Source organism: Amycolatopsis vastitatis, from assembly GCF_002234595.1.
Taxonomy (GTDB): Bacteria; Actinomycetota; Actinomycetes; order Mycobacteriales; family Pseudonocardiaceae; genus Amycolatopsis; species Amycolatopsis vastitatis.
The window spans coordinates 102610-127931 of sequence record NZ_NMUL01000002.1; the positions used below are offsets into that span (position 1 = coordinate 102610).

The window sequence follows — 25322 nt, forward strand, 5'->3', positions numbered from 1 at the left end:
ACAGGTTTGCCCGGTAACCTTTCGGCAACGAAAGGGAGAGCACCAGGTGAACAAGCCCTCGACCGCGGTCTCGCCGCTGCACGGCCGGGTCGCGCTCGGCGGCATCGGCCTCGCCGTGGCCATCTCGATCGACCTGCACCTGCGGCTGTCCGGCCAGGTCAGCCCGATCTGGCAGACGCTGTCGGAGTACGTCTACGGCAAGCTCGGCACGGCCTCGGCAGCTCCCCTGTTCAGCATCATGTGCCTGGCGCTGTCGCTCGGCTCGGTGGCGTTGCTCGCCGGGATCGCCAAGGCCCACCGCCCGGGCACCACCGTCGTCTGCGTGCTGCTCGGCGTCTGGTCGGCCGGGCTGCTGGTGTGCGGCCTCGTGCCGGTCGACCCCGACGGCCAGGCGCGCTCGCTCGCCGGGCAGGTCCACAACCTCGCCGCTCTGACGGCGTTCGTCGCGCTGCCCGCCGCCGCGTTCGTGCTGACGAAGAAGGGCCGCGAGCGTTGCCCGTGGGAGCCCCGCCGGACGACGATCCGGCGCCTGGCCACGGCGAGCTTCGCCAGCGTCGGCGTGGTGCTCGGCGGGTTCGTCCTGACGCTCGTCCTCGGGCCGGCCCAGCAGGACGTCACGCTGGGCCTCTTCGAACGCCTGCTGTTCACCGTCGACGTCGCCCTACTGCTGACGATGGTCCGGCCGCTGCGTTAGCCGTCCGTCTTCAGGATCTCGGCCAGCCGGGTAGCGGCCGCGACGACCTGCGGGCCCACCTCCGCCGCCTTCAGCGGTTCCATAGAGACGACACCGACGCTCGCCCGCAGTCCTGGCACCCCGCGGACCGGCGCGGCGACGCCGGACGCGCCCGCCTCGAGTTCGCCGGTCGACGTCACCCAGCCGTTGCCGCCGGGACGCAGGGTCATCGCCTTGCCGGCCGCGCCGGCGGTCAGCGAATGCCGGCTGCCGACGCGGTAGGCGACGTGAAAGTTCGTCCACGACGGCTCGACGACGGCCACCGCAAGCGCTTGCGGTCCTTGGGCGACCGACAGGTGCGCGGTCGCGCCCACCTTCTCGGCCAGCTCACGCAGCACCGGCCCGGCCGCGTCGCGCAGCTGCGGCAGCACCTGCCCGGCCAGCCGGAGCAGGCCGACGCCGAGACGGACCTTGGTGCCGTCACGCCAGACCAGCCCGCGTTCGGACAGCGGCACGAGCAGCCGGTAGACGGCCGCGCGGCTGGCCCCGATGGCCACGGCCAGCTCGGAGATGGTCGCCGCGTCGCCGCCCGCGTCGGCCACTGCCTGCAGCAGCGCCAAGCCCCGGTCGAGCGTCAGCGACCCCTCCCGGCTGGTCACAGCAAGCCGAGTTCGCCCAGGTCGGCGACCGGCTCCTCGAACGACGCCGCCGCGTAGGACGCGAAGAGCGACCGCACGGCCTTCGCCGCCGGCTCGGACAGCGCGCGGGCCTCGTCGGCCAGCCCCTGGGCGTCGGTCGACTCCAGCGCCGCCCGGACGTCGCCGCCGGACAGGCTGCGCGCGGAGGCCACGAGCAGGTTCAGGAAGCCGTGGTGCACGAAGCCGGTGCCGGGGTCGGTGTGCCGGACCGCGCGGTGCAGGCTGTTCGTCGCCTTGAACGACGCCCCGGTGGCGCCGCTGACGACGGCGAGGAAGTCCGCCACCTCGTCGACGCTGGGGAAGTTCTCGCCCGCCTGGCCGCCGCAGCGGATCTTCGGCCAGCTGCCGTGCTCGATCACCTTGCGCACGCCGTCGAGCCAGCCGACGCCGCGCCGCGGCTCGACCACCCGGATGACGTCCTCGGGGACGAACTCCGAGACGCGCTCCAGCCACACCTCGTCGACGTCGGACGGCGCCGGCATCTCGACCATCCGCAGCGCGAGCAGCTCGCTGCGCGATTCGACGATCGAAATCGCCTTCGGGACGCCGCCGAGACCGGTGTCGATGATCAGCGAAAGCGGCAGCGGCTGCTTCGGCTTGATCTTGATCAACTCGGTGATCAGCTCGGGCAGCCGGGACGCCTGGCAGAGGAAAACTCCCAGTACACCGGCGTGTTCGGACTCCCGGCTCGCGAAGTGCGCGCGCAGGGCTTCGGGCATGGCCGCATCGCCCGGAGGGAACAGCGCCGAGTCGTCGACGAGCCTCGCGAACAGGGGAGGAATTCCACGGGGGCCGGGGGGCGTGAGTTCCACAGCGCTTGACACGACTGACACGCTAGTAGCGTACGACATCAGGACAAAATCGTTCGCACAACGGACACGTCAGAAGGGGACGTCGATGCCTTACTACCGGCGAGTAGGCGAGATCCCGCACAAGCGGCACACCGCGTTCCGGAAGCCGGACGGCGGCCTCTACGCCGAGGAGCTGATGGGCGTCGAGGGCTTCTCCGCGGACTCCGCGCTGCTCTACCACCGCGGCCTGCCGACGGCGATCGTCGACGCCGTCGCGGTCGAGGAGGACCGCGGGTCGCTCACCCCGAACCACCCGCTCAAGCCGCGGGCCTTCAAGACCCGGGACCTCAAGTTCGGCGGCGGAGCCGACGCGGTGACCGACCGCCGCCGCCTGTTCGGCAACGCCGACGTCACCATCGGGTTCGTCACGGCGACCGCGCCCAGCCCCCTGTACCGCAACGCGGCCGGCGACGAGCTGTTCTACGTCCAGGGCGGCTCCGCGACCGTCGAGACGATCTACGGCCGTCTCGAGGTCGGCGACGGCGACTACCTCGTGATCCCGACGTCGTGCACCTACCGCGTCCTGCCCCACGGCGAGATCAACCTCTTCACGCTGGAGGCGCGCGGCCACATCGGGCCGCCGAGGCGCTACCTCTCGGCGAAGGGCCAGTTCCTCGAGCACGCGCCGTACTGCGAGCGCGACATCCGCGGGCCGTCGGAGCCGCTGCTGGAAGACGGCGAGGACGTCGAGGTGCTCGTGCGGCACCGCGCAGGCCTGACGCGCTACACCTACGCGACGCACCCCTTCGACGTCGTCGGCTGGGACGGCTGCCTCTACCCGTGGGTGTTCAACATCGACGACTTCGAGCCGATCACCGGCCGCGTGCACCAGCCGCCGCCTGTGCACCAGACGTTCGAGGGCCCGAACTTCGTCGTCTGCTCCTTCTGCCCGCGGAAGGTCGACTACCACGAAGACGCGATCCCGGTGCCGTACAACCACGCGAACGTCGACTCCGACGAGCTGATGTTCTACGTGCGGGGCAACTACGAGGCCCGGAAGGGCTCGGGGATCGGGATCGGCTCGCTCTCGCTGCACCCGTCCGGGTTCACGCACGGCCCGCAGCCGGGCGCGGCCGAGGCGTCGATCGGCGCGGAGTTCTTCGACGAGACCGCGGTCATGGTCGACACGTTCGCGCCGCTGGACCTCGGCGAAGCCGCCGACGCGTCCGAAGACCCCGGGTACGCGTGGACGTGGTCGCGCCGCGGCCCTAAGCCCGCCGCCCCTAAGTGATAGTCAAGTTTCGGCAACGCGACCCCAGCCCCGTTCCGCCGACCGGATAATGAACTTCCGGGTGGCGGAACGGGGAGGGTTCGATGATCAATTCCCAACCAGCGCGGCGCAAAAGAAAAATTCTCCCGTTCGTGGCCGCGATCGTGGTCGCCGCCGGGCTGATCGTCGGAATCCGGTACTGGACCAGCGGCTCGAGCAACGACGCCGACGCGCCGAAGTGCTCCGGCGCGGACGCCGTCGCGCTCAACGTCGCTTCTTCGCCGGAAAAGGTCGGCATCGTCCAGGAGGCCGCGAAGGCCTACTCCGGACGGACGGTCGCCGGGCACTGCGTGGACGTCGTCGTGAAATCGAAGTCGTCCGGCGTGGCGATGCAGGCGCTGGCGAAAGGCTGGAACGAAGCCACCGACGGCCCGCGCCCGGACGTCTGGACGCCGGCCGCGAGCGGCTGGATCAACCTCCTGCGCGTCAACGCGAAGGGCGACACCGGGTCGATCGTGCCCGACGGCGACCCGCAGTCGATCGCGAACTCGCCGCTGGTCGTCGCGATGCCGAAACCGATGGCCGAAGCGCTCGGCTGGCCGGGCAAGGCGATCGGCTGGAAGGACCTCGCCGCGCTGGCCACCGACCCGGCGGGCTGGGCGAAGTACGGCCACCCGGAGTGGGGCAAGTTCCGGCTCGGCAAGACGAACCCGAACATCTCGACGTCCGGGCTGAACGCCACCATCGGCGCCTACTACGCCGCGACCGGCACGTCGTCCGACCTCACCGCGGCCGCGCTCGAGAAGCCGGACGCGAAGCAGTTCGTCACGAACATCGAGCAGGCCATCGTGCACTACGGCGACACCACGCTCACCTTCCTGACCAACCTGCAGAGGGCCGACGACAAGGGCGCCGCGCTCTCGTACATCTCGGCGGTCACCGTCGAGGAGAACTCGCTGATCGGCTACAACCAGGGCAACCCGACGAACGACCCGGCCAAGGTCGGGCAGCACGCGCCGCCGAAGGTCCCGCTGGTGGCGATCTACCCGGGTGACGGGACGCTGAACTCCGACCACCCGTTCGTCACGCTGAACTGGGCCGACCCGACGCGCAAGCAGATCGCCGCGGACTTCCTCGGCTACCTGCGCATGGACGAGACGCAGGCGAAGTTCGCCGCGCTGGGCTTCCGGTCGTTCGACGGCAAGCCGGGACCGCAGGTGACCACCGCCAACGGCGTCCAGCCGGACGCGAAGATCACCTTCCTGCGGCCGCCGTCGCCCTCGGTGCTGTCGAAGCTGCTGTCCTCGTGGACCGACCTGCGCAAGAAGGCGAACGTGCTGCTCGTCGTCGACGTTTCGGGCTCGATGAGCGACGAGGTGGCGGGCACCGGCAAGAGCAAGATCGACCTGGCCAAGCAGGCCGCGATCGACTCGCTCGGCCAGTTCGTGCCGCGGGACCAGGTCGGGCTCTGGCAGTTCTCCACCCGTCTCGACGGCGACAAGGACTACCAGGAACTGCTCCCGGTGCAGCCGCTCGGCACCAACGGCAAGGAGACGCTGGCGATGCGGCTGAGCGGGCTGACACCCCAGTCCGGCACGGGGCTGTACGACTCGTCGCTGGCCGCGTACGAGTACATGAACGCCCACCTCGACCCGTCGGCGATCAACGCGGTCGTCGTGCTCACCGACGGCCGCAACGAGGACTCCGGCGGCGTCGACCTCGAGCACCTGGTGCCACAGCTGCGGCCGGAGGGCAACGCGGAGTCGGTCCGGCTGTTCACGATCGCCTACGGCTCGGACGCCGACCAGGACGTGCTGAAGCAGATCGCGGAGGCGACCGCGGGTTCGGAGTACGATTCGTCCAAACCGGACTCGATCAACCAGGTGTTCACCTCCGTGATTTCCAATTTCTGATGAAGTTCGCCCGTGAGCTCGCCGAACCGTGGGGGCTGCTGGTCGCCGCCACGTCGGCCGGGGTGGCGTGGGCCGTGCAGCTGCCGGTCCTCGCCGCCGTGGGGGTCGGGGTGGCGGTGCTCGCCGCCCGGGCGGGCGTGGCGGTCCTGGGCGGGGAGAAAGAGCTTCCCGCGCGTGAGGCGCGGGTGCTCGACGTCGCGCCCGGGTCGGCCGAGGAGAGCTGGCTGAACCGGGCGGAGAGCGCGGCCGAAGGGTTCGTCTCGCTGAGCGAATCCCTCGCCGCGGGCCCGCTCGCCGAGCGCGTCGCGGACATGGAGCCGGTGGTCCAGGAGACGCTGTCGACCCTGCGACGGCTGGCCGGCCGCGCGTCGGCGACCGGCAAGGCCCTGTCCCGGGTCGACCTCGACGGCGTCACGCGGGAACGCCGTCGGCTGGAACAGTCGCTGGCGTCGGCGCGCGAGGAGGTCCGCGGCGACCTCGAACAGGCACTGACGGCGGTCCAGGCCCAGGCGGACGTGCACGCGCGGCTCTCCGGCGCCCGCGACAAGCTGCTGGCCCAGCTGCAGTCCGGCGCGCTCGGCCTGGACAGCCTGGTGGCGCGGGTGGCGGAGCTGACGGCGGCGACCACGGACATCGCCGTGGACACGGGCGCGGTGCGGGAGCTGAGCGACCAGCTGGAGGGCATCCGGCAGGGCGTGCTCGAAACCGAGCAGGCGACGCGGAAGTCGCTGGGTTAGACAGCCACCGGCGTACGGTCGCGGCGGGGCAGCAGCAACGGCGTCGCCAGCACGACGACCCCGGCGATCCCGATCGCCCAGCGCGGGCCGGTGAGGCCGGCGAGCACACCCCAGACCGCGGTCAGCGTGGCGATCGCCGCCTTGGTGCTGACCGACCACGCCGACAGCGCCCGCGCGACGCGGTCCGCCGGGAGCTGCTCGAGCCGGTAGGTCGCGATGACGGGGTTGAAGACGCTGCAGCTGACGATCAGGCCGAGCTCGACGACCATGACGTAGACCAGCCCGCCGGTGCCCGGCACGAAGGCCAGCGCGAGCAGCCAGCACGCCCTGACCGCGCCGGCCGTCACCAGGACGGGGTGGCGCCCGAACCGCTCGACGAGCCGCGGGGTCAGCCGCGAGCCGGCGAGCCCGCCGAGGCTCGGGACGGCGAACGCGAGCCCGTACTGCCACGGCGTGAACCCGAGCTGGTTCAGCATCAGCACGGCGAGCAGCGGCTGGGTCCCCATGACCAGGCCGTTGAACACCATGGCGTTGAAGAGCAGCGGCCGCAGTCCCGGGTGTTTCAGCAGGAAGCGCCACCCGTCGGCCAGATCCCGCGCGCGCAGCCGGGTGGTGTTGCGCGGGCGTGGTTCGTTCTCGCCGATCGCGCGGATCCCCAGTGCGGAAAGCACGAAGCTGACGGCGTTGGCGGCCACCGAGGTCACCGGGCCGAACAGCGCGAACGCCGCCCCGCCGAGTGGCGGGCCGAGCGCGGTGGCGGTCCAGTTCGTCGACTCGAACCGGCCGTTCGCGACGAGGAGGTCCTCCGGCGGAACGAGTCCCTTGAGGAAGGCGCCGCTCGCGGAGGTGAAGGTGATGTCCGCCGCGGCGACGACCACCGAGACGACGAGCAGCTGCGCGAAGCTCAGCGCCCCGAGGGCGTAGGCAGCGGGCACGCTGATCAGCGCGGCGAACCGGACGAGGTCCATGGCGATCATCACCGGCTGCTTCCGGCGGTGGTCGACCCACGGGCCCAGCGGCACGGCCACGAGCGCGCCGACGGCGGGCCCCACGGCAGCCAGGGCCGAGACGGCCGCCGGTCCGGCGTGCAACACGAGGATCGCCAGCATCGGGAAGGCCCCGAAGCCGAGCCACGTCCCGAACGCGCTCACGGCGTAAGCCGACCAGAGCCACCTGAACCGCGGCCCCAGCGACCGCCCGCGCATCACCGGGAGATCAAAGCCGGGAACGGCCGCGCGAGGCAAACAACCGACGCGGCGGCGAGCCACAACGCCGCGTTGTGAATCTAGAGTCGGTCGTCGTGGACCTCGACGCCGTGCGCACCTTCGTCGCCGCCGTGGAGGCGGGCCGGTTCCAGGACGTCGCCACCGACCTGTCGATCACGCAGCAGGCCGTTTCGAAGCGCATCGCCGCGCTGGAGAAGTCGCTCGGGGTGCGCCTGTTCACCCGAACCGCCCGCGGGGCTGTGCTCACCGGGGACGGCGAAGCCTTCCTGCCGCACGCCCGTGAGCTGCTCTCGGCTGAGCTGCGAGCGCTCGCGTCGGTGCGCACCGGGCCGCTCCGGGTCGACGTCATCGGCCGGCGGTTGTGCCCGGCCACGTTGCTGCGCGGCTTCCACGAGGTGCACCCGGACGTCGCGTTGGAGGTCACGACGCTCTTCGACACCGCGGTCGCCGCGATCCGGGACGGCTCGATCGACGCGTCGTTCCGCGCGGTCGTCTCGCTGCCCGAGGACCTCGAGGCGCAGTGGGTGCTCGACGAGCCGATCCAGCTGTTGTGCGGACCCGCGCATCCGCTCGCCGAATCGCCTTCGGTGACTCCGGCCGAGCTGGCCGGGCATCGGATCTGGATGCCCGGTGTGGTGCCCGGAACCGAGTGGGGCGCGTACTACGCCGAGTTCGCGGCCGCGTTCGGCCTGTCCATCGACGCCGCCGGGCCGAACTTCGGCACCGAGGTCGTCATGGACACCATCGCGGAGTCGGCGGAGGTGGCGACCTTGGTCGGGGCGGGCAGCCGGGTGTTGTGGCCGCCCGGGCACGACTTGCGACGCGTGCCGATCGAGGAGCCCACGCCGGTGTATCCCCATTCGCTGGTGTGGCGGCGGGACAACGCGCACCCCGGGCTCACAGCGCTTCGGCGTCACCTCGCGAAGAGCGAGCGTGTCGCCGGCGCATGGCGACCGAGCTGGGCCGCTCAGCCGAGCCAGACCGTGCCCAGTACCGGATAACCGGGCACGCCCGTCTTCGCGGCGCCCGGCGTCGGCGCTCCCGCGATCCACAGCCGTCCGGTGGCGGCGATATTGGCGGCCATCGACGGGTCCGCCTTGGGCAGGCGGAAGGGGACCACCCGGCCGTCGGCCAGCATGGTCAGGCCGCTCAACCGGGCGGAACCGCGGCGGCTCATCCGGACCGGGCCGTCGAGGACCGCGCGCAGTTCCGTCCAGTGGTCGGCCGGCAGGGGACGGCCGTGGGCGAACGAGCGCAGCGCGACCGCGAGCGCGCCCAGCAGCGCGCCGGCCCCGAACGTCCACGCGGCCCACCCCACGACCGGGAAGTCAAGCGCGACCCACGCCGCGAAACCGGCCAGGACCAGCAGGAACGCCGCTGTCGCCCGCAGATCGCGGGCGAGCTGGCGGCGGTGCGCGGTCAGCACGGGGTCGAGCCTCGGCGAACCGGACCCGGCCGGTTCCGGCACCGGCACGGCGCCCGGCGGCGGCGCGTCGTGGATGTGGGCGCGGCGGAGACGCACCACGCCGGAGAGGCCGACGAACACCTTCGGGCCCCGGCCCAGCAGCCAGACCCGCCGGTGCCCGGCCACCAGCAGCCGGTGCGCTTCGTCGAGCCGGACGCGCAGCCACCGGCCGTCCGGCAGGCGCACGCCGACCGTCCGCCCGGCCGCGACCAGGCCGTCGGCGGTGATGTCCACCCTCCGGAACGCTTCTCGCTTCAGGCGTGTCTCGGGCACGTGGGCGTACGCGCGGTAGTGCCACCACGCCTCGATCGAGCCGGCCAGCGCGAACGTGCCGACCGGCAGGGCGACCCCCGCGCCGGCGACGAACTGGGCGATCCCGAACACCAGGAAGAACCCCGCCACCAGCCGCCGGTTCGCGGTGTCGCCGAGGCGGTCGAGGTACTCGCCGAAGATCGGCAGAGCGCCGGACGGCATGGCGGGGTCGAGCTCGAACGCGCGCACGCGTTCGGGAAGCGGGACGATCGGCACGCTGAGCCCCCACCCGGGTCGGCACTGGTACCCGCCTTTTCGACGAACTGGGCATCGGCGTTACCGGATGCTCCGATCGGCGGAAGCGACGTGACCGCCACGACTACCCAGACCACACGATTCAGGTTAGGCTCGCCTAAGTAGGAGGTGAGCCGTGACCGAGGCACCCACATCGATCCGCCGCCCGCCGGCGCCGAACCCCGCCGAGCGCGCCAAGACGATCGCGACCCGCAACGGCCCCGCGTCGTTGCTGCCCACCTGCGACCGCGCCGACCTGAGCGGCGAGCGGGTCGTCCCGGTCCTGCACCACGTGCACCCCAGTGGCAGCGTCAGCGTGCTGCTGCCCGACGACCACTCGATGGTCCACGCGGCGAAGCAGACCCAGCGCGGCGAGCTGGCCGTGATGGCCGAGCTCGCCGACCAGGCCCCGGTGGACCTGCGGGAACCGATCCGCGGGCTGCTGTGGATCACCGGCTGGCTGCGGCCGCTGTCGCCGGAGTCGGCCCGCGCGCGGGCCGTGGCGATCGCCGAGACGCGGCCGGACGAGCGGCTCCTCGACGTCGGCCACGGCGTGACGCTGCTGCGGCTCACCCCGGCATCACTCGTGCTCGCCGACGCCGAAGGCACGCATTCGCTGCGCCCGCACACGTTCAGCGCCGCGCCACCCGACCCGTTCCACGACTACGAGGCCCAGTGGCTGCGGCACCTGGAGAGCGACCACGCCGACGTCGTCGAGCAGCTGGCGAAGCACCTGCCCGCGGAGTTGCGCGGCGGCCGGATCCGCCCGCTCGGGCTCGACCGGTTCGGCCTGCGGCTGCGCGTCGAGTCCGACGGCGGCGACCACGACGTCCGGCTGGCGTTTTCGAAGTCGGTCGACAGCCCGCCGCAGCTCGCGGCGGAGCTGCGGCGGCTGGTCGGCTGCCCGTTCCTGCGCGGGACGTCAGGCTAGTTCGGCCGGGAAACCGCCCTTGGCGATCGGGCCCCAGCTCTCGATGGTGACGCGGATGATGCTCTTGCCCTGCTTGACCATGGCCTCGCGGTATTCGTCCCAGTCCGGGTGCTCACCCGAAATGGCGCGGAAGTACTCCACGAGCGGCTCGACCGAATCCGGGATGTCCAGCACCTCGGCGGTGCCGTTCAGCTGCACCCACTGGTCGTTCCACTCGTCGGACAGGACGCAGGCCGAGACCTTCGGGTTGCGCTTGACGTTCACGACCTTGGCGCGCTTCGGGTAGGTCGAGACGACCAGCCTGCCCTCGGCGTCGACACCGCACGTGACCGGCGAGAGCTGCGGGCCGCCGTCCGCCTTCGTGGTCAGCAGGATCGCGCGGTGGCGGGTGGACAGGAACTCGACCAGCGCGGCGCGGTCGACGGTTTCGTTGGTGGCGATGCTCCTCGGCATACCCCGAAGGTAGCGTGCGTTCATGACGTTCACCGCGCGATCGTGGCTGGCCCCGGCCCGCCCCGAGTTCCCCGGGACGATCGAGGACCCCGCCGAGCGCCGTGCGGTCAAGCTCGAGCTGCTGATCGTCTTCGGGATCACGCTCGGGATGTCCGGGGTGCGCAGCCTGCTGTCCCTTGTGGACTCGCTGTTGCAGCCGGTGCCACTCGCCCAGCAACAGACCCAGCTGAACGTGCCGCAGGCCGCGGCCAGCCTGATCGACCTGCTCAAGCAGCTGCTGTCGGCAGCACAGCTGGTCGGCTGGGGCGCGCTGGGGCTGTACCTGCTGTGGCGCGCGGGCGTCAAGATCGCGCAGGTCGGCCTGGACCGCCGGTCGCCGGGCCGCGACGCGCTGCTGACCGTCGTGCTCGCCGCGCTGATCGGCATCCCCGGCCTGGCGTTGTACTTCATCTCCTACCACCTGGGGTTCAGCCTGGCGGTGCAACCGTCCACTTTGGGCGACACGTGGTGGCGGCCGATCTCGCTGACGCTCTCGGCGTTCGGCAACGCCTTCGCCGAGGAAGTCCTGGTCATCGGCTATCTGCTCACCCGGCTCCGGCAGCTCGGCGTCCGGGAGAACAACGCCGTGTTCGGCGCCGCCGTGCTGCGCGGGTCGTACCACCTGTACCAGGGGTTCGGCGGGTTCGTCGGCAACTTCATCATGGGGCTCGTGTTCGGGCGGCTGTGGCAGAAGACCAACCGGCTGTGGCCGCTGGTCGTCGCGCACACGCTCTTCGACTTCGTGTCGTTCGTCGGATATTCGCTGCTCAAGGGTCACGTTTCCTGGTTGCCCTGAGTACGCTCGGCGGGTGATCGACGAAACGGCACCTCCCCGGGTGGACAGCGAAGTCGGACCCCTGCGCGCCGTGCTGCTGCACCGGCCTGGCAACGAGCTCAAAAGGCTGACGCCCCGCAACAACGACCAGCTGCTGTTCGACTCGATCCCGTGGGTCGACCGGGCCCAGGCCGAGCACGACGCGTTCGCCGAGGTGCTGCGCAACCGCGGCGTCGAGGTCCTGCTGCTGGCCGACGCGCTCCGGACGGCCCTGGACGACGACCGGGCGCACGCGGCGGGCGTGCACGCGGCGGTCGACGACCGGCGGCTGGGCGGCGACCTCGCCGACTCGCTGCGTTCGCACCTCTCCGGCGTCGACGCGGCCGGCCTCGCCGAAGTGCTGATGGCCGGCATGACGTTCGAGGAACTGCCGTCCGCGGAGGGGGCGTCGCTGGTGCGGATGATGAACCACCCGCACGACTTCGCCGTCGATCCGCTGCCGAACCTGCTGTTCACCCGCGACTCGTCGGTGTGGATCGCCGACCGGGTGGCGATTTCGTCGCTGACGATGCCCGCGCGTCGCCGCGAAACCGCGGTGCTCGACCTGATCTACGCCTACCACCCGCAGTTCCGCCACGCCGCCCGCGCGTACGGCGCGCATTCCGCGCCGATCGAAGGCGGTGACGTGATGCTGCTGGCGCCGGGCGTGCTCGCCATCGGCGTCGGCGAGCGAACCACGGCGGCCGGCGCCGAGTCGCTCGCCCGGTCGGTGTTCGCCGACGGCATCGCGCACACCGTGCTGGCGGTGCCGATCGAGCAGTCTCGCGCGACCATGCACCTGGACACGGTGTGCACGATGGTCGACGCCGACGCGGTGGTGATGTACCCGCTGGCGCGCGACTCGCTGACGGCGTTCACGCTGCGCCCGACCGGCGACGGCGGCGTGAAGGTCGCAGGCCCGGCGCCGTTCCTGGTGGCCGCGGCCGAGGCGATGGAGATCGACCGGCTGCGCGTCATCGACACCGGGCTCGACCCGGTGACGGCCGAACGCGAGCAGTGGGACGACGGCAACAACACCCTCGCACTGGCCCCCGGCGTCGTCGTCGGCTACGAGCGGAACGTCGAGACCAACGAGCGGCTCGAAGCGGCCGGCATCGAGGTGCTGCCGATCGCGGGCTCCGAGCTGGGGTCCGGCCGGGGCGGGCCGCGATGCATGTCGTGCCCGGTCCGGCGCGATCCGTTGTGACAAATGAAGTAAGCCTTCCCTAAAATAGCGCGTCATTTTAGGGGAGGCTTACTTCATTTAGGTGAGTCTTCTTTAGGAATGGTAACCCTAATAGGGCCAAGATCACCAGTACGAAGTGGCATTCAATCCCTTTCTGAAGTATGTTCTTGGACATGGCCCTCACCAAGAAGAAAGAACCGCGCTCGAAGTTCTACGAACTGCTGCAGGCGCAGATCCACAACGAGTTCAACGCGTCCCAGCAGTACATCGCGCTCGCGGTGTGGTTCGACGCCGAGGACCTGCCGCAGCTGGCGAAGCACTTCTACAAGCAGTCCGTCGAAGAGCGCAACCACGCGATGGCGCTCGTGCAGTACATGCTCGACCGCGACCACCACGTCGAGATCCCCGGCACCGGGGAGGTGCGCAACGACTTCTCCGGCGTGACCGAGCTCATCGAGCTCGCGCTCGAGCAGGAGAAGGAGGTCGCCGCCGACATCTCCGCGCTGGCCAAGGCCGCCCGCGCCGAAGAGGACTACATCGGCGAGCAGTTCACGCAGTGGTTCCTCAAGGAGCAGGTCGAAGAGATCTCCCAGATGAACACGCTGCTGAACGTCGTCAAGCGGGCGAACGGCAACTTGTTCGAGGTCGAGAACCACCTGTACCGCGAGTCCGTCGGCGACGCCGGCACCGACTCCCAGATGCCGCCGGTGGCCGGCGGCAAGCTCTGACGCACTTCTGCGTCTGACGGAAACCCGGGCTCTCCCCCTGTGGACAGCCCGGGTTTCCTTTGCGCCCGGACTCAGCCGGCGCAGTCCTGGTCGACGCTCATCAGGCTCGTCTGCACGACCCCGGTCTCGCCGAGCTTGAAGTGGTATTGGGCGGCGGCGCTCGCCGGGGCGACGACGCCACCGGTCTCGGCCTTGGCCGTGGGATAAGCGGCGAGCACCTGGTCCTTGGTGGCGCCGGCGCCGATGCCTTCGGCGGTGTGCGCGACCACGTCGGGGGTCACGACGACCAGCCCGACGGCCTTCGAAATGACGACGCTCGCGGAGGCGGGCAGCCCGCTGCCCTGTGCCTTGTAGACGGTGCAGCTCGCGCCGGCCTCCGGGTCGCTGAGCGCGACGGCCTGGGCGGTCACCTCGGCCTCGGACATACCGAGCTTGAGCTTGCCGAAGCCGTCGGCCGCGAGCAGCGGCCCGCTCGACACCGCGGGGAGCGTGGACGGCTTCTGGGTGGCCGACGGCCGCCGCGGAATCGACGTCGGCGAATCCGGCGGCGCGGAGACCTGGATGCTCTGGGTGCTGGCCGGCTCGGGCGCCGACGTCTCCGGCGCGCGACCGGCCGTGAGGTTCTCGGGCGGTTTGACGCTGCTCTCGGTCCCGTCGGCGGACATCACCGCAGTGCCGTCTTCGGCGTGGAGCCGGATCACGGTCAGCCCACCCGAGACGGCGACCACGGCCGCCGTGACCCCCGCCGCGGCCAGCACGGCGTGCCGACGACGCCGGCGGCGACGCGCACCGGCGACGATGACCGTGCCGGCGCCCGGCGGCGGCGGCAAGTCGAGCCGCTCGTCGGCGAACAGCGCGCGCAGGCGCTGCTCCAGCTCGTCCTCGGAGATGTTCAACCCGCACCACTCCCTTCGCCTCCGCCGTCGCCCGGCTTCAACTTCAGCCGCAGCGACGTGATCGCCTTGCTGGCCTGGCTCTTCACCGTGCCCTGCGTGACGCCGAGGGCACTGGCGATCTCCGCTTCCGAGAGACCTTCGTAGTAACGCAGCACCATCACGGCACGTTGTCTCGGCGGCAGCGTTCGTAACGCGCGCCACAGCGGCTCGTGCTCGAACGGGTCAGCCGGGACGTGCGGGCTGGTGTCCGGCAGATCGGCGACCAGGTTCTCGCGACGCGTGCGGCGCCAGCGGCTCACGTGCGCGTTCGCCATCGACCGGCGGACGTAGGCCAGCGGGTCACCCGTCTTCTCGTGCACGTAGGACCAGCGCGAACCGATCTTCTCGAGCACGGTCTGCACCAGGTCCGCCGCGTCGTGCGGATTGCCGGTGAGCGCGTGGCCGTACCGCAGCAACCCCGGCAACGTGGCCTGGACGAAGTCCCCGAAGTCGACGAACTCGCCCGGCAACGTCGCGGCCCTCCCTCGGCCTGCGCTGGTCACCCAGGTCTCTCCCCCGGTGAAGACGGGTGCCGCAGCGGTCACCGTATCGCCTCCCATCGGGGTCGGGTAGCCAGAAGCCGAGTCACCTTCCTCCCCAACACGCATCACAGCCCCCTCAGGTTGCCTGCGTTCCCCGCCAAATCCCCAGACGTTCGGCGGGGTGCTGAGTTGCCCACCTCAGCGGTGTGCGAGCGAGGCCGGCAGCCGGAAACCGCCGCCGTCCGTCTCGCGGAACTGGTGCACGCCGACGACCGCGGCGCGCGGGATCGGGCCGTACACGTGCGGAAACCGGATCCCGGCGGGGTGCGGCGGCGCGCCGTCTTCCCAGCGTACCGGCGCCCCGACCTTGGCCGGGTCGATTTCGAGCAGCACCAAGTCGGTCCGGCCCCGGAAGAGCGCGTCGGCCGGGAGGTGCGCGGTGCCGAAGTCGGAACAGTGGATGAACCCGGCTTCCCCCAGCGACGGCGGCCGATAGTCGCCGTCCGGTACCACTTCGGCCCAGTCGGCCGCCCCGCAGATGTGAAGTATCACGCCGAGAATCGTCCCACCGGCGCGATCCGGCGGCGGTGTCTCGTGCGCCACATAATGCCTGGTTGAACGCTCATCCAGCGTCGCCGGACCACCGGTGTGTCCCGGTGGTCCGGGCGCTCGCTCCCGCGGTCAGCGCAGGGTGAGCTGACGGCCGATGAGGCCGTCACGAGCACGGCGCTCGGCGGCGTTCAGCGGCTCGCCGTCGAGCGACTTCAACGCCGTCTCGAGGCGGGCGCCGAGAGCGTCCTTCGCCTCCGCCCACTCACGGGCGTGGGCCTCGGGGTCGAGGTCCCAGACCGGGACCAGCAGGCCGTGCGCCCGGAACGAACCCGCGTAGCGCGAGCCCTCGCCGAGCCCGAGCTCGCCGGCCGCGGACAGCCGGGCCAGGGCCTGGAGCAGCAGGTTCTCCGGCTCCGGGCGCACCCAGCGCAGGTGCGCCTTCTCGCCGGCGAGAACCCAGTAGGCACCCGAGCCGAGCCGTTCGGTGGGCATGATCGCCGCGTTCGCGCGCTCGAGCGACACCGCGACGTCACCGGTGGCGTCGGCATCCTCCGGCAGCCACCAGGCGAAGTCCTGGTGCAGCGTGACGTCGAGCTCGGCACCCGGCGTCAGCAGGTCCTGGAGGCGCGCGTGCTCGTCGGCGGACGGCGGGGTGGTCGTGTCCGGCACGCCGAGGACGTCGCCCTCCTTGGCGTCCAGCAGCCACTTCAGCGACCGGCCGAGGTCGCGGCTGATGTCCGAAGAGCGGGTCTGCACCTGCAGGCCGAGGTAGCGCTCGCCGTCCGAGCGGACGAACGCGGCCGCCGCCATCGGCAGCACGGTGCCGAGCGTGACGTCGCCGCCGTCGGCGAGGGTCAGCTTGGCCGTCGCGGACGGCACGAACTCACGCAGCGCGATCAGCTCAGGCTCCGCCGCCAACCCTTCGAACGGCTGGCCGACGAAGACGTCGCGCACCTTCGGCTTGCGGTCCGACGCCTGCTTGGGACCCTTCTTGCGCGCGCCCTTGCCCACTGCTGCCTCCTCTGGCTCGGCTTCAGACGCTATCGAAGGGTTACCCTCGCGACGTGTTCGACCCCCGCGATCCCGCCTTTCTCGAAGACCCGTACCCGGCGTTCGCCGCACTCCGCGCGAAGGGCGACGTCCATTTCCACGACGGGCTGGGCCTCGCCGTCGCGGTGTCGCACGCCGCGTCGTCGGCGGTCCTGCGTCACCGCGGGCTCGGCCGGATCTGGCAGGACGCCCAGCCGCTCGAACGGTTCGCCTCGTTCAACCTCCTGCACCGCAACTCGCTCCTGGAGAACGAGCCGCCGGCACACACGCGGCTGCGCCGCCTGATCGCGGGCGCGTTCGGCCGCGGCCACGTGCAGCGGCTGCGTCCGATGGTCGCGACGCTCGCCACCCGGATGGTCGACGACCTGGCGGCCGCGATCGCCGCCGACGGCAGCGCGGACCTCCTGGAGCACCTGGCCCAGCCGCTGCCGGTCGCGGTGATCGCCGAGTTGCTCGGCGTGCCCGGAACGGACGGACCGCGGATGGTCCAGCTGTCCAACGCCATCGTCAAGATGTACGAGTACGGCCTTTCCGAGGAGGGACGCGACGCCGCCGAGCGGGCGTCCGCCGAGTTCGTCGCCTACGTCCGCTCGGTCGCATCGGCCCGCGCGGACTCGCCGGGGGACGACATCGTCAGCGACCTCCTCCGCAGCGAGCTGACGCCCGACGAGCTGGTGGCCACCGCCGTGTTGCTGCTGATGGCCGGCCACGAAGCGACGGTCAACGTGCTCGGCAACGGCATCACGGCCCTGCTCACGCACCGGGACCAGTGGGAGCGCCTGCTGGCCTCACCTTCCCTTCTGGATTCGTGTGTCGAGGAGCTGATTCGCTTCGACGCGCCGTTGCAGCTGTTCGAGCGGACGGCGACCGAGGACGTGTCGATCTGCGGATATGTCGTCGAACGCGGACAGAAGATCGGCGCACTGCTGGGTGCCGCGGCTCGCGACCCGCAGGTGTTCGACGAGCCGGACCGCCTGGACATCGGCCGGACGCCGAACGCCCATCTCGGGTTCGGCCTCGGGATTCACTACTGCGTGGGTGCTCCTCTCGCTCGAGTGGAGATCGCCGCCGCGTTGAGCGCGTTGGCGGAGAAGCTGCCGGGATTGAGGCTGGCCGAGGCTCCGCGTCGACGGCCGGAGTTCGTGATCCGCGGCTTGCGGGAGCTTCGGGTCACGGTGTGACGGTGTCCCGCCGTGATCGGGGCGGATCTCGCGTGACCGGAAGCGGAACTCGCGTGATTGGAGGGGCATCTCGCGTGATTGAGGGGGCATCACGTGTGATTGGCGGGTCGACACGGGTTGTCATGGGGTTACTCCGGTGAAGAGGTTGTCTTCGAGGTCGGGGCCTGGGGTGGGGTGGGCCAGGTGGTAGTCCTCGTAGGGCCAGACTTGGCGCTCGATTTCGCGTGAGTGGGCGAAGAACGGGTGGGCCGGGTCGACCTGGGTTTCGTGGGCCAGGAGGGCTCGGTCGCGGGTCGCGAAATAGGACTCGCAGCGGACTCGGGTGGTGACCGTCAGGGTTTCTTCGGGCGGGAGTTCGTCGAGGACTGGGCCCATCGCGGAAGCCAGGCCGGCGGCCAGGGTGGCGTCGTGCAGTGTTTGGAACCAGGCTCGGCTCAGAACCGCTTGGTAGTACAGCTTTTGTGGTTGCCACGGTTCGCCGGTGCCCGGGTAGCGGTCGGGATCGGCGGCCGCCGCGAACGCTTCGACCGTCACCTCGTGGGTGCGGACGTGGTCCGGGTGGGGATAGCCGCCGCTTTCGTCGTACGTGATCACGACGTGCGGACGGAACTCCCGGATGAGGGCCACCAGCGGCGCGGCGGCTGCTTCCAGTGGCAGGGCCGCGAAGCACCCTTCGGGCAGTGGCTCGCGCAGGCCGGAGTCGACCAGGCCGAGGAAACGCTGGCGCACGCCGAGGATCCCGGCCGCGGCGGCCATCTCCCGGCGACGGACCGCGGGCAGGTCGGCGCGGGTTTCGGCGGTGTCGACGGCCGGGTTGAGGATGTCACCGCGTTCGCCGCCCGTGCAGGTGGCGACGAGGACGTCGACACCTTCGGCGGCATAGCGGGCCAAAGTGGCCGCGCCCTTGCTGGACTCGTCGTCGGGGTGGGCGTGGACGCTCAGGAGGCGAAGGGTCATCGGGTGCTCCTCGGGGGGAAGAAAGCCGCGGGGATCAAGGTCAGGACGGACATCGCCAGTGCCTTCATTAGGTTGAACCTCAGATTAGGTTCGACCCACTCACTGGGTCAAGCACAATCTTGGGTCCGACCCAGTAGAGTGACACCATGAGTGAGGGACTCCGGGCCCAGAAGAAGCACGAGACCAGGAAGACCATTTCCGACGTGGCGACGCGGCTGTTCATCCGCGACGGCTTCGAGGACGTGACGATCGCGGAGATCGCCACCGAGGCGCGGGTGGCCAAGATGACCGTGACGAACCACTTCCCCCGCAAGGAAGACCTGGTCTTCGACATCCGCGCGGACTTCACGACGTGGCCGTCTTCGCTGATCCACGACGGCGTCTTCCACGACACCCGCGAGCTCTACTTCGAAGCACTGGACGCCCACCACGCGCTGGCCGGCTTCTCGGGGCGCGGCTTCGCGCGGATGATCAGGCAGAGCCCGGTCCTGACGAACGCGCTGCACGAACTGCACCGCGAGCGCGAAGCGAACCTCTCGAGCCTGCTGACCGGACGCCACCCCGGCGACGGCCTCAAGCCCGCGCTGGTCGCCGCGCACCTCACGACGCTGCTGCGGGTGCTCTTCGACGACGTCTTCGACCGGACGATCGCCGACCAGCCCAAGGACGCGATCGTGGACGCCGTGTGGCCCGTCGCGGAACAGGCCTTCGACCAGCTCGAACCGGCCTTCGGCGGGTACTAGCGCGCGGCGCCGGCCGGGCGCTTGGCGCGCAGTTCCGGCTCGGGCGCGCCCTCGACCTTCACCACGCGCATCTCGCGCACGGCCAGGGCGTCCGAGGGCGCCAGCAACGCGGAAAACCGCCGGACCACCAAAGCCGTCACCACGGCGAGCGCGGCCGCGGAGAGGTCGGTGAGGGCGACCAGGACGACACTGTCCGCCATCGACTGCACGTCGTCACGGAAGCGCCAGACGATCGACGCGCCGAGCAGGACCCAGTTCAGCAACCAGACGCCCCACCACACCAGCACTTCGCGCGACGGCTTCGGCCGGACGTCACGCGGGCGGCGCAGCACCGCGTGTTCCAGCTCGCCGACGACGGACAGCGCCAGCGGGAGGTTCGCCACCGGCACGACGACGCCGACCAGCACCTGCCACACCGGCCTCGGCGGGTCTTCGCCCGAGACGTCCGCCGCCGCCTGGCGGGCGACCAGCAGCCACCAGACCGACAGGCCGGCGGGCAGCAGCGCGAGGACCGAGGACAGCAGCCCGGCGGTGAGCACGAACCCGTCGGAGAACGCCACCACCGAGCGGGACAGCGCGGAGTCGCGGCCCTGCACGAGCAGCACGTACCGCCAGATCTCCGCGCCGGCGGCGGCCACGGCGAGCACGGCGAACGCGGCGAGGACGACGACCAGGCTGCGGCTGAGCACCGGCACCCGGTCGATCGGGCGGATCTCGTCGGACGCCGTGCCGGGCACCGACGTCGGGCGGCGCCAGACCAGGCTGGGGAAACCCCAGCGGGGCGGCACCGGGTACGACGGCGGCCCGGAGTACCGCTCGGGCACGACCACCCGGCGCCGCGGCCACGCCCCGGGCGGCGGGGTCGCCACCCAGCGCAGCTTCGGCCGGTGGACCGGACGGCGGTGGTAGGGGTACGGCTCCGGCTGGGCGGCCAGCGTCCGGCCCTGCAGCTGCTGCGTGGTGGGGGCCGGGGCCTGGCGCGGCCAGTACCCGGGTGGGGGCGACGGAGGCTGACCCGGGTGCAAGGCTAGATCACTTCGGGTTCGATGCCGGGGTGCTCGCCGACCATCGGACGGCCTTCGCGCTGCCACGCGCCCATGCCGCCGGCGACGTTCACCGCGTCCCAGCCGCTCTGGTTGAGCCACGCGGCCGCCCGCGCGGACCGGCCGCCACTGCGGCAGATCACGTGGATCGGCTGGTCATCGGGCAGATCCGCAAGCTCGCCGACGCGCGCGGGAAGCTCGCCCATCGGGATGTGCACGGCGCCGGGCGCGTGCCCGGCGGCCCACTCGTCGTCTTCGCGGACGTCGAGCAGCACGAGGCCGTCCTTGGGCAGGTCGCGGACCTCGGCGGTCGGCAGTTCAGCAGGGCTCACCACGATCCCCATGCTGCCATGCGGGGGCGTTGCCCGCGCGTGAGGTCGCCGACGCGCGCGGGCAGTGACGACCCACTCAGTGCGCGACCGCCTTTTCGGCGCCCGCACCGGTCAGCGCGCGCACCTCCATCTCGGCGTACTTCGCGGGGTTCCGCTCCTTCGACAGGACCGTGCCGAGCCAGCCGAGCAGGAACGCGGCCGGGATCGAGACCAGGCCAGGGTTGTCGAGCGGGAACCAGTGGAAGTCGACGCCCTGGAGCATCGACGCGCTCTTGCCGGTCTTCGCGTCCACCGGCTTGCCGGAGACCGCCGGCGAGAAGACGATCAGCACGATCGTGACGACCAGCCCGCCGTAGATCGACCACAGCGCGCCCTGGGTGTTGAACCGCTTCCAGAACAGCGAGTAGAGAATCGTCGGCAGGTTCGCCGAGGCCGCCACGGCGAACGCCAGCGCGACCAGGAACGCCACGTTCTGGCTCTTCGCCAGGATGCCGCCCGCGATGGCCAGCGCGCCGATCACCAGTGCCGTGATCCGGGCGACCCGCACCTCGCCACCCGTGGAGATCTGCCCCTTCTTGAGCACGCTCGCGTAGACGTCGTGCGCGAAGGACGCCGAAGCCGTGATCGTCAGGCCGGCGACCACCGCGAGGATCGTCGCGAACGCGACCGCGGAGATGAACCCGAGCAGCACCGGGCCGCCCAGTTCGAGCGCCAGCAGCGGGGCCGCCGCGTTCGTCGTGCCCGGGGCCTTCGAGATCTTGTCCGGCCCGACGAGCGCACCCGCGCCGTAGCCAAGCACCAGCGTGAACAGGTAGAACACGCCGATCAGCACGATCGCCCAGACCACCGAGCGGCGCGCGTCGCGGGCCGTGGGCACCGTGTAGAAGCGCATCAGCACGTGCGGCAGGCCCGCCGTCCCGAGCACCAGCGCGACGCCCAGCGACAGGAAGTCGAGCTTGGTCGTGCCGGTCTTGCCGTACTGCTTGCCCGGGTCGAGCAGTGCCGCGCCGCCCTTGCCGCCCTTGTCGACGGCGGCCTGGAACAGGCTGGACAGGTTGAAGCCGTACTTGCCGAGCACCCACAGCGTCATCGCGAACGCGCCGACGATGAGCAGCGCGGCCTTGATGATCTGCACCCACGTCGTGCCCTTCATGCCGCCGATGAGCACGTAGAGGATCATGATCACGCCGACGACGGCGATCACGACGTCCTGCCCCGCCTCGCCGGAAATGCCGAGCAGCAGGTTCACCAGACCGCCCGCGCCGGCCATCTGCGCGAGCAGGTAGAAGAACGACACGATCAGCGTCGAAATCGCCGCCGCCGCGCGCACCGGCGTCTGCTTCATGCGGAACGCGAGGACGTCGCCCATGGTGAACTTGCCGGTGTTGCGCAGCAGTTCCGCGACCAGCAGCAGTGCGACGAGCCAGGCGACCAGGAAACCGATGGAGTAGAGGAAGCCGTCGTAGCCGTTGATGGCGATCGCGCCGGCGATGCCGAGGAACGACGCCGCCGAAAGGTAGTCACCGGAAATGGCGATGCCGTTCTGCGGGCCGGTGAACGCGCGGCCGGCGGCGTAGTAGTCCGACGCCGTTTTCGTGTTGCGGCTGGCCCGGAACACGATCACCAGCGTGATCGCGACGAAGACCAGGAAGATGATGATGTTGAGGGTGGAATTGCTGCCCTCCACGCCCGCCGCGAGGTTCATCGGCCCGGCTCCCCTTCGATCCGGGCGCGGATCTCGTCGGCGACGGGGTCCAGCCTGCGGTTGGCGTACCGGACGTAGAGCCCGGTGATCACGAACGTCGAGACGAACTGCAGCAGGCCGAAGACGAGGCCGACGGTGATGTTGCCGAACAGCTTGGTGCTCATGAAGCCGTGCGCGTAGTCCGCCAGCAGCACGTACAGCAGGTACCAGAGCAGGAACAGCGCGGTCATCGGGAACACGAACACCCGCAGCCGGCGGCGCAGGTCCGTGAATTCGGGACTTCCCTGGATTCTCTCCCAGTCGGTCTGCGGCTCCGCGCCACCGACTTCTTGTTCGGTGCTGCTCACAGCGGATCTCCACCTTCCCGTTCTCGTCCGATCGGGCGCCAGAGCTTAAGTAGAAACCCACTGGGAGATTCCCGCACGCCGTCATTTACCAGACCGCGACTCACCCGATCAGGTAAAGAATTTCTGACCGGCTGTCAGCACTTCACTTGCGGTGGCGGCCGCGGCCCGCGATGCGGGTCTTTTCCTCGGCCTGGCCGAACCGCGCAACAGCCCTGTCCCGCATGAAGCCGAGCGGGTCGGGCGCGTGCAGCCGCAGCATGATGTCGTGGACGTGCTCGGGACGCCCGTAACCGGTCACGCGGCTGACCAGATACGTCGTCACGAAGGCCATCGGGACGGTGATCAGCGCGGGCTGGCTGACGAACCAGGGCGCCCAGTCGCCGGTGTAGCCGCTCACGACGTCGAGCACGAGCGCGGCCAGCACCAGACCACCGCCGACGAACATCCCGGCCAGCGCGCCGGGCCAGGACAGCTTGCGCCACCAGATGCCCAGCACCAGCAGCGGGCTGAACGTCGACGCGGCGAGCGCGAACGTCAGCCCGATCGACAGCGAGATGTCCTCCGGCCGCAGCGCGACCGCCAGCGCGATGGGGAACAGCGCGACCAGCCCGGCCGCCACGCGGAAGTCCCGGACCCGGCCGGGCAGCAGGTCGGTCGACACGACCCCGGCGACGCTCACCAGCAGGCCGGAAGTGCTGGAGAGGAACGCGGAGAAGGCGCCGGCCGCGGTGACCGCGCCGAGGATCTGCCCGCCTGCCCCCGGCAGGATCGCCGACGGCAGCCGCAGGATCGCCGCGTCCGTCTTGCCGGTGACCAGCAGTTCGGGGACGTACATCCGGGACAGCGCGCCCAGCAGCGTCGGGAACAGGTAGAACAGCCCCAGCAACAGCAGGACGTGCACGGTGGTCCGGCGCGCGGCCTTGCCGTCGGGGTTGGTGTAGAAGCGGACCAGCACGTGCGGCAGGCCCATCGTCCCCAGGAACGTCGCGAACATCAGCGAGTACGTCTGGAGCAGGTCGGTGAGGCTGCCCGAGCCCGGGTGCAGCCAGTTCGCGTTGTCCGCGGTCGCGTCGCTGACCACCGGCACCGGCGTACCGGCCATGAACTTCAGCGTGGTGCCTTCGGAAACCGTGTGGGGCGCCAGCGGTGTCCAGTGCGTCGGGCCGGCCGCCGGGCCGTTGTCGGTGCGGCCGTAGGCGTACAGGTACGTGTCGGACGTGACGTGCAGCGTGACGTCGGTCTGCACGTCCACCGTGGTGTCGCTGACGAACACCGGCGGCGCGGGTGCGCCGAGCGGCCGGAACCCGTCCGGCCCGCCGCCGGCGAAGAAGACCATGCACAGCACGAACGCGGGCACCGAGATCGCGAACAGCTTGACCCAGTACTGGAACGCCTGGACCACGGTGATCGCGCGCATGCCGCCGGAGATCACGTTGAAGGTGACCACGATCATCACCGCGACCGCACCCGCCCACGCCGGCACGGGCAGGATCGTCGCGAGGGTCAAGCCGGCGCCCTGCAGCTGGGGGGCCATGTACAGGATCCCGATGAACACGACGAACGCCGTGGAGAACCGCCGCAGGCCCTTCGAGCCGAGCCGCATCTCGACGAAGTCGGGCAGCGTGTACGCGCCGGACCGGCGCAGCGGCGCCGCCACGAACAGCATCAGGGCGAGGTAGCCGGCGGTGAAGCCGATCGGGAACCACAGCGCGTCGGCGCCGTCCTTGAGGACGATCCCGGCGATGCCGAGGAACGACGCCGCCGACAGGTACTCGCCCGAGATCGCGGCGGCGTTGCGGCGGGACCGCACGGTCCGCCGGGCGACCAGGAAGTCGTGCGTGGTCGTCGCCGAACGCGAGGAGCGGTGACCGAGGTAGGGCGTCACCACGGCGACCAGCACGATGCCGGTCAAGGCCCACGGGTTCAACTGCACGGGAGGAATCCTCGCACGTCTGTGCGCGAAACTAGTTTTCGATCATGTCCACGAACGCGCGTTCGTTGCGCTCGGCCAGCCGGTTGTACCAGATTCCGACGCCGAACAGGAACGGGAACGGCAGCACGCCGAGGATCAGCCAGGCCACCGGGATGCCCAGCAGGCTCAGCGAGGAGAACCCGGGAACCACGTAGAACAGCACCGGCAGCGAGCCGAACACCACGACGACGAGCAGCGCGAGCAGCAACGCGGTCCGCAGCTGCACCTTCACCAGGTGGTCCTGGACGAGCAGCTTCCCCCAGCTGGTCTGCTCTTCCAGCTCGACGCGGGCGCGCAAGGTGCCGGCACCGCGACGCGGGTCGGCGAGGATCACCCGCTCCCGCTTGGGTTTCGCGTGGTGTTCCGGCTTCGGCGGCTCGTCGTCCGGGGCCGGCGGCAGCGACTCGACGACGGCCCGGTCGCCCGGCTGAGACTGCGGCTGCGGCAGTGGCTGCGGCAGCTGCCGATGACGGGGCCGCCTCCCGAGCGTCGGATCGGGTTCGCGGACGCCGTTCGCGCGGCGCTCGTAGAAGTCGTCGGTCATGGCCGGTCC

At 70.8% G+C, this 25322-nt stretch carries 27 protein-coding genes; 11 read left to right on the forward strand and 16 right to left on the reverse strand.

Annotated elements, in window-relative coordinates; translation table 11 throughout:
• Nucleotides 1-46: 46 nt before the first annotated feature.
• A complete protein-coding gene (locus tag CF165_RS01810) occupies nucleotides 47-694 on the forward strand; it encodes a DUF998 domain-containing protein (RefSeq protein WP_093945640.1) in 648 nt (215 codons plus the stop codon).
• On the opposite strand, the gene CF165_RS01815 is transcribed toward CF165_RS01810, so the two are convergent.
• A complete protein-coding gene (locus CF165_RS01815; RefSeq protein WP_093945641.1) occupies nucleotides 691-1332 on the reverse strand; it encodes an IclR family transcriptional regulator in 642 nt (213 codons plus the stop codon). The genes CF165_RS01810 and CF165_RS01815 overlap by 4 nt on opposite strands.
• Nucleotides 1329-2183 (reverse strand): hypothetical protein, encoded by an 855-nt coding sequence (locus CF165_RS01820; protein WP_276209715.1) that lies wholly within the window; start codon nucleotides 2181-2183, stop codon nucleotides 1329-1331. Before CF165_RS01820 ends, CF165_RS01815 begins: the two co-directional genes overlap by 4 nt.
• A gap of 85 nt (nucleotides 2184-2268) precedes the next feature.
• Here CF165_RS01820 and CF165_RS01825 point away from each other — a divergent pair, with 85 nt between their 5' ends.
• The 3 genes from CF165_RS01825 to CF165_RS01835 all read left to right on the forward strand — a co-directional run bounded on the left by CF165_RS01825 (nucleotide 2269) and on the right by CF165_RS01835 (nucleotide 6082).
• On the forward strand, nucleotides 2269-3453 hold the full coding sequence (locus CF165_RS01825; protein ID WP_093945643.1) for a homogentisate 1,2-dioxygenase: 1185 nt from the start codon (nucleotides 2269-2271) through the stop codon (nucleotides 3451-3453).
• A gap of 83 nt (nucleotides 3454-3536) precedes the next feature.
• Nucleotides 3537-5345, forward strand: a complete 1809-nt coding sequence (locus tag CF165_RS01830; protein WP_093945644.1) for a substrate-binding and VWA domain-containing protein — start codon at nucleotides 3537-3539, stop codon at nucleotides 5343-5345.
• Nucleotides 5345-6082, forward strand: a complete 738-nt coding sequence (locus CF165_RS01835) for a hypothetical protein (protein WP_093945645.1) — start codon at nucleotides 5345-5347, stop codon at nucleotides 6080-6082. The genes CF165_RS01830 and CF165_RS01835 overlap by 1 nt, the downstream gene beginning before the upstream one ends.
• Here the strand turns inward: CF165_RS01835 and CF165_RS01840 are convergent.
• Nucleotides 6079-7290, reverse strand: coding sequence for an MFS transporter (locus CF165_RS01840; RefSeq protein WP_093945646.1), 1212 nt, complete (start codon nucleotides 7288-7290; stop codon nucleotides 6079-6081). The genes CF165_RS01835 and CF165_RS01840 overlap by 4 nt on opposite strands.
• A gap of 92 nt (nucleotides 7291-7382) precedes the next feature.
• On the opposite strand from CF165_RS01840, the gene CF165_RS01845 reads away from it, so the two are divergent.
• On the forward strand, nucleotides 7383-8309 hold the full coding sequence (locus CF165_RS01845; RefSeq protein ID WP_093945647.1) for a LysR family transcriptional regulator: 927 nt from the start codon (nucleotides 7383-7385) through the stop codon (nucleotides 8307-8309).
• Here CF165_RS01845 and CF165_RS01850 read toward each other — a convergent pair.
• Complete coding sequence (locus CF165_RS01850) at nucleotides 8276-9301, reverse strand: hypothetical protein (protein ID WP_093945648.1); 1026 nt, start codon at nucleotides 9299-9301, stop codon at nucleotides 8276-8278. The genes CF165_RS01845 and CF165_RS01850 overlap by 34 nt on opposite strands.
• A 154-nt stretch (nucleotides 9302-9455) precedes the next feature.
• Here CF165_RS01850 and CF165_RS01855 point away from each other — a divergent pair, with 154 nt between their 5' ends.
• Nucleotides 9456-10250: a DUF2470 domain-containing protein gene (locus CF165_RS01855; RefSeq protein ID WP_093945649.1), complete on the forward strand. Its 795-nt coding sequence runs from the start codon at nucleotides 9456-9458 to the stop codon at nucleotides 10248-10250.
• Here the strand turns inward: CF165_RS01855 and CF165_RS01860 are convergent.
• Entirely contained in the window at nucleotides 10242-10703 is a 462-nt protein-coding gene (locus tag CF165_RS01860; protein ID WP_093945650.1) for a PPOX class F420-dependent oxidoreductase, read from the reverse strand. The two genes, CF165_RS01855 and CF165_RS01860, sit on opposite strands and share 9 nt — an antisense overlap.
• Nucleotides 10704-10725: 22 nt before the next feature.
• On the opposite strand from CF165_RS01860, the gene CF165_RS01865 reads away from it, so the two are divergent.
• From CF165_RS01865 to CF165_RS01875, 3 genes are all read left to right on the forward strand, one after another.
• Nucleotides 10726-11538 carry a CPBP family intramembrane glutamic endopeptidase gene (locus CF165_RS01865; RefSeq protein ID WP_093945651.1) on the forward strand — a complete coding sequence of 271 codons (813 nt, stop codon included), beginning with the start codon at nucleotides 10726-10728 and terminating at the stop codon, nucleotides 11536-11538.
• 40 nt (nucleotides 11539-11578) lie between these two features.
• On the forward strand, nucleotides 11579-12763 hold the full coding sequence (locus CF165_RS01870) for an arginine deiminase (RefSeq protein WP_167441320.1): 1185 nt from the start codon (nucleotides 11579-11581) through the stop codon (nucleotides 12761-12763).
• Nucleotides 12764-12915: 152 nt separating this feature from the next.
• Complete coding sequence (locus CF165_RS01875) at nucleotides 12916-13470, forward strand: ferritin (RefSeq protein WP_093945764.1); 555 nt, start codon at nucleotides 12916-12918, stop codon at nucleotides 13468-13470.
• Nucleotides 13471-13541: 71 nt separating this feature from the next.
• On the opposite strand, the gene CF165_RS01880 is transcribed toward CF165_RS01875, so the two are convergent.
• From CF165_RS01880 to CF165_RS01895, 4 genes are all read right to left on the reverse strand, one after another.
• Nucleotides 13542-14366 (reverse strand): hypothetical protein, encoded by an 825-nt coding sequence (locus tag CF165_RS01880; RefSeq protein WP_093945653.1) that lies wholly within the window; start codon nucleotides 14364-14366, stop codon nucleotides 13542-13544.
• On the reverse strand, nucleotides 14363-14875 hold the full coding sequence (locus CF165_RS01885; RefSeq protein ID WP_093945654.1) for a SigE family RNA polymerase sigma factor: 513 nt from the start codon (nucleotides 14873-14875) through the stop codon (nucleotides 14363-14365). Before CF165_RS01885 ends, CF165_RS01880 begins: the two co-directional genes overlap by 4 nt.
• 210 nt (nucleotides 14876-15085) lie before the next feature.
• Nucleotides 15086-15439: a DUF952 domain-containing protein gene (locus tag CF165_RS01890; protein ID WP_167441314.1), complete on the reverse strand. Its 354-nt coding sequence runs from the start codon at nucleotides 15437-15439 to the stop codon at nucleotides 15086-15088.
• Nucleotides 15440-15568: 129 nt separating this feature from the next.
• Nucleotides 15569-16450 carry a DUF5926 family protein gene (locus CF165_RS01895; RefSeq protein ID WP_093945655.1) on the reverse strand — a complete coding sequence of 294 codons (882 nt, stop codon included), beginning with the start codon at nucleotides 16448-16450 and terminating at the stop codon, nucleotides 15569-15571.
• A 53-nt stretch (nucleotides 16451-16503) separates the two neighbouring features.
• Here CF165_RS01895 and CF165_RS01900 point away from each other — a divergent pair, with 53 nt between their 5' ends.
• Entirely contained in the window at nucleotides 16504-17670 is a 1167-nt protein-coding gene (locus tag CF165_RS01900; RefSeq protein WP_093945656.1) for a cytochrome P450, read from the forward strand.
• A 120-nt stretch (nucleotides 17671-17790) separates the two neighbouring features.
• On the opposite strand, the gene mca is transcribed toward CF165_RS01900, so the two are convergent.
• Nucleotides 17791-18627, reverse strand: coding sequence for a mycothiol conjugate amidase Mca (gene mca, locus CF165_RS01905; protein ID WP_093945657.1), 837 nt, complete (start codon nucleotides 18625-18627; stop codon nucleotides 17791-17793).
• A 146-nt stretch (nucleotides 18628-18773) separates the two neighbouring features.
• Between mca and CF165_RS01910 the strand changes: the two genes are divergently transcribed.
• Entirely contained in the window at nucleotides 18774-19370 is a 597-nt protein-coding gene (locus tag CF165_RS01910; protein ID WP_093945658.1) for a TetR/AcrR family transcriptional regulator, read from the forward strand.
• Here the strand turns inward: CF165_RS01910 and CF165_RS01915 are convergent.
• The 6 genes from CF165_RS01915 to CF165_RS01940 form a co-directional block, all read right to left on the reverse strand.
• Nucleotides 19367-20395, reverse strand: coding sequence for a DUF4328 domain-containing protein (locus CF165_RS01915; RefSeq protein ID WP_093945659.1), 1029 nt, complete (start codon nucleotides 20393-20395; stop codon nucleotides 19367-19369). The genes CF165_RS01910 and CF165_RS01915 overlap by 4 nt on opposite strands.
• Nucleotides 20396-20397: 2 nt before the next feature.
• Nucleotides 20398-20757 carry a rhodanese-like domain-containing protein gene (locus tag CF165_RS01920; protein WP_086847539.1) on the reverse strand — a complete coding sequence of 120 codons (360 nt, stop codon included), beginning with the start codon at nucleotides 20755-20757 and terminating at the stop codon, nucleotides 20398-20400.
• A gap of 64 nt (nucleotides 20758-20821) precedes the next feature.
• Nucleotides 20822-22450 carry a monocarboxylic acid transporter gene (locus CF165_RS01925; protein ID WP_093945660.1) on the reverse strand — a complete coding sequence of 543 codons (1629 nt, stop codon included), beginning with the start codon at nucleotides 22448-22450 and terminating at the stop codon, nucleotides 20822-20824.
• The gene (locus CF165_RS01930) at nucleotides 22447-22797 is read right to left on the reverse strand and encodes a DUF485 domain-containing protein (protein ID WP_093945661.1); all 351 of its coding nucleotides are present in this window, start codon (nucleotides 22795-22797) and stop codon (nucleotides 22447-22449) included. The genes CF165_RS01925 and CF165_RS01930 overlap by 4 nt, the downstream gene beginning before the upstream one ends.
• 142 nt (nucleotides 22798-22939) lie before the next feature.
• Entirely contained in the window at nucleotides 22940-24730 is a 1791-nt protein-coding gene (locus CF165_RS01935; protein ID WP_093945662.1) for a sodium/solute symporter, read from the reverse strand.
• Between the two features lie 31 nt (nucleotides 24731-24761).
• Nucleotides 24762-25313 carry a hypothetical protein gene (locus CF165_RS01940; RefSeq protein WP_093945663.1) on the reverse strand — a complete coding sequence of 184 codons (552 nt, stop codon included), beginning with the start codon at nucleotides 25311-25313 and terminating at the stop codon, nucleotides 24762-24764.
• Nucleotides 25314-25322 lie beyond the last annotated feature (9 nt).

Excerpts from the sequence above, each read along its gene's own strand:
- CF165_RS01825 (WP_093945643.1), top strand. The coding sequence starts at position 2,269 with ATGCCTTACTACCGGCGAGTAGGCGAGATCCCGCACAAGCGGCACACC.
- CF165_RS01830 (WP_093945644.1), top strand. The coding sequence starts at position 3,537 with ATGATCAATTCCCAACCAGCGCGGCGCAAAAGAAAAATTCTCCCGTTC.
- CF165_RS01835 (WP_093945645.1), top strand. The coding sequence starts at position 5,345 with ATGAAGTTCGCCCGTGAGCTCGCCGAACCGTGGGGGCTGCTGGTCGCC.
- CF165_RS01860 (WP_093945650.1), bottom strand. The coding sequence starts at position 10,703 with ATGCCGAGGAGCATCGCCACCAACGAAACCGTCGACCGCGCCGCGCTG.
- CF165_RS01865 (WP_093945651.1), top strand. The coding sequence starts at position 10,726 with ATGACGTTCACCGCGCGATCGTGGCTGGCCCCGGCCCGCCCCGAGTTC.
- CF165_RS01875 (WP_093945764.1), top strand. The coding sequence starts at position 12,916 with ATGGCCCTCACCAAGAAGAAAGAACCGCGCTCGAAGTTCTACGAACTG.
- mca (WP_093945657.1), bottom strand. The coding sequence starts at position 18,627 with ATGACCCTTCGCCTCCTGAGCGTCCACGCCCACCCCGACGACGAGTCC.
- CF165_RS01910 (WP_093945658.1), top strand. The coding sequence starts at position 18,774 with ATGAGTGAGGGACTCCGGGCCCAGAAGAAGCACGAGACCAGGAAGACC.
- CF165_RS01920 (WP_086847539.1), bottom strand. The coding sequence starts at position 20,757 with ATGGGGATCGTGGTGAGCCCTGCTGAACTGCCGACCGCCGAGGTCCGC.
- CF165_RS01925 (WP_093945660.1), bottom strand. The coding sequence starts at position 22,450 with ATGAACCTCGCGGCGGGCGTGGAGGGCAGCAATTCCACCCTCAACATC.
- CF165_RS01940 (WP_093945663.1), bottom strand. The coding sequence starts at position 25,313 with ATGACCGACGACTTCTACGAGCGCCGCGCGAACGGCGTCCGCGAACCC.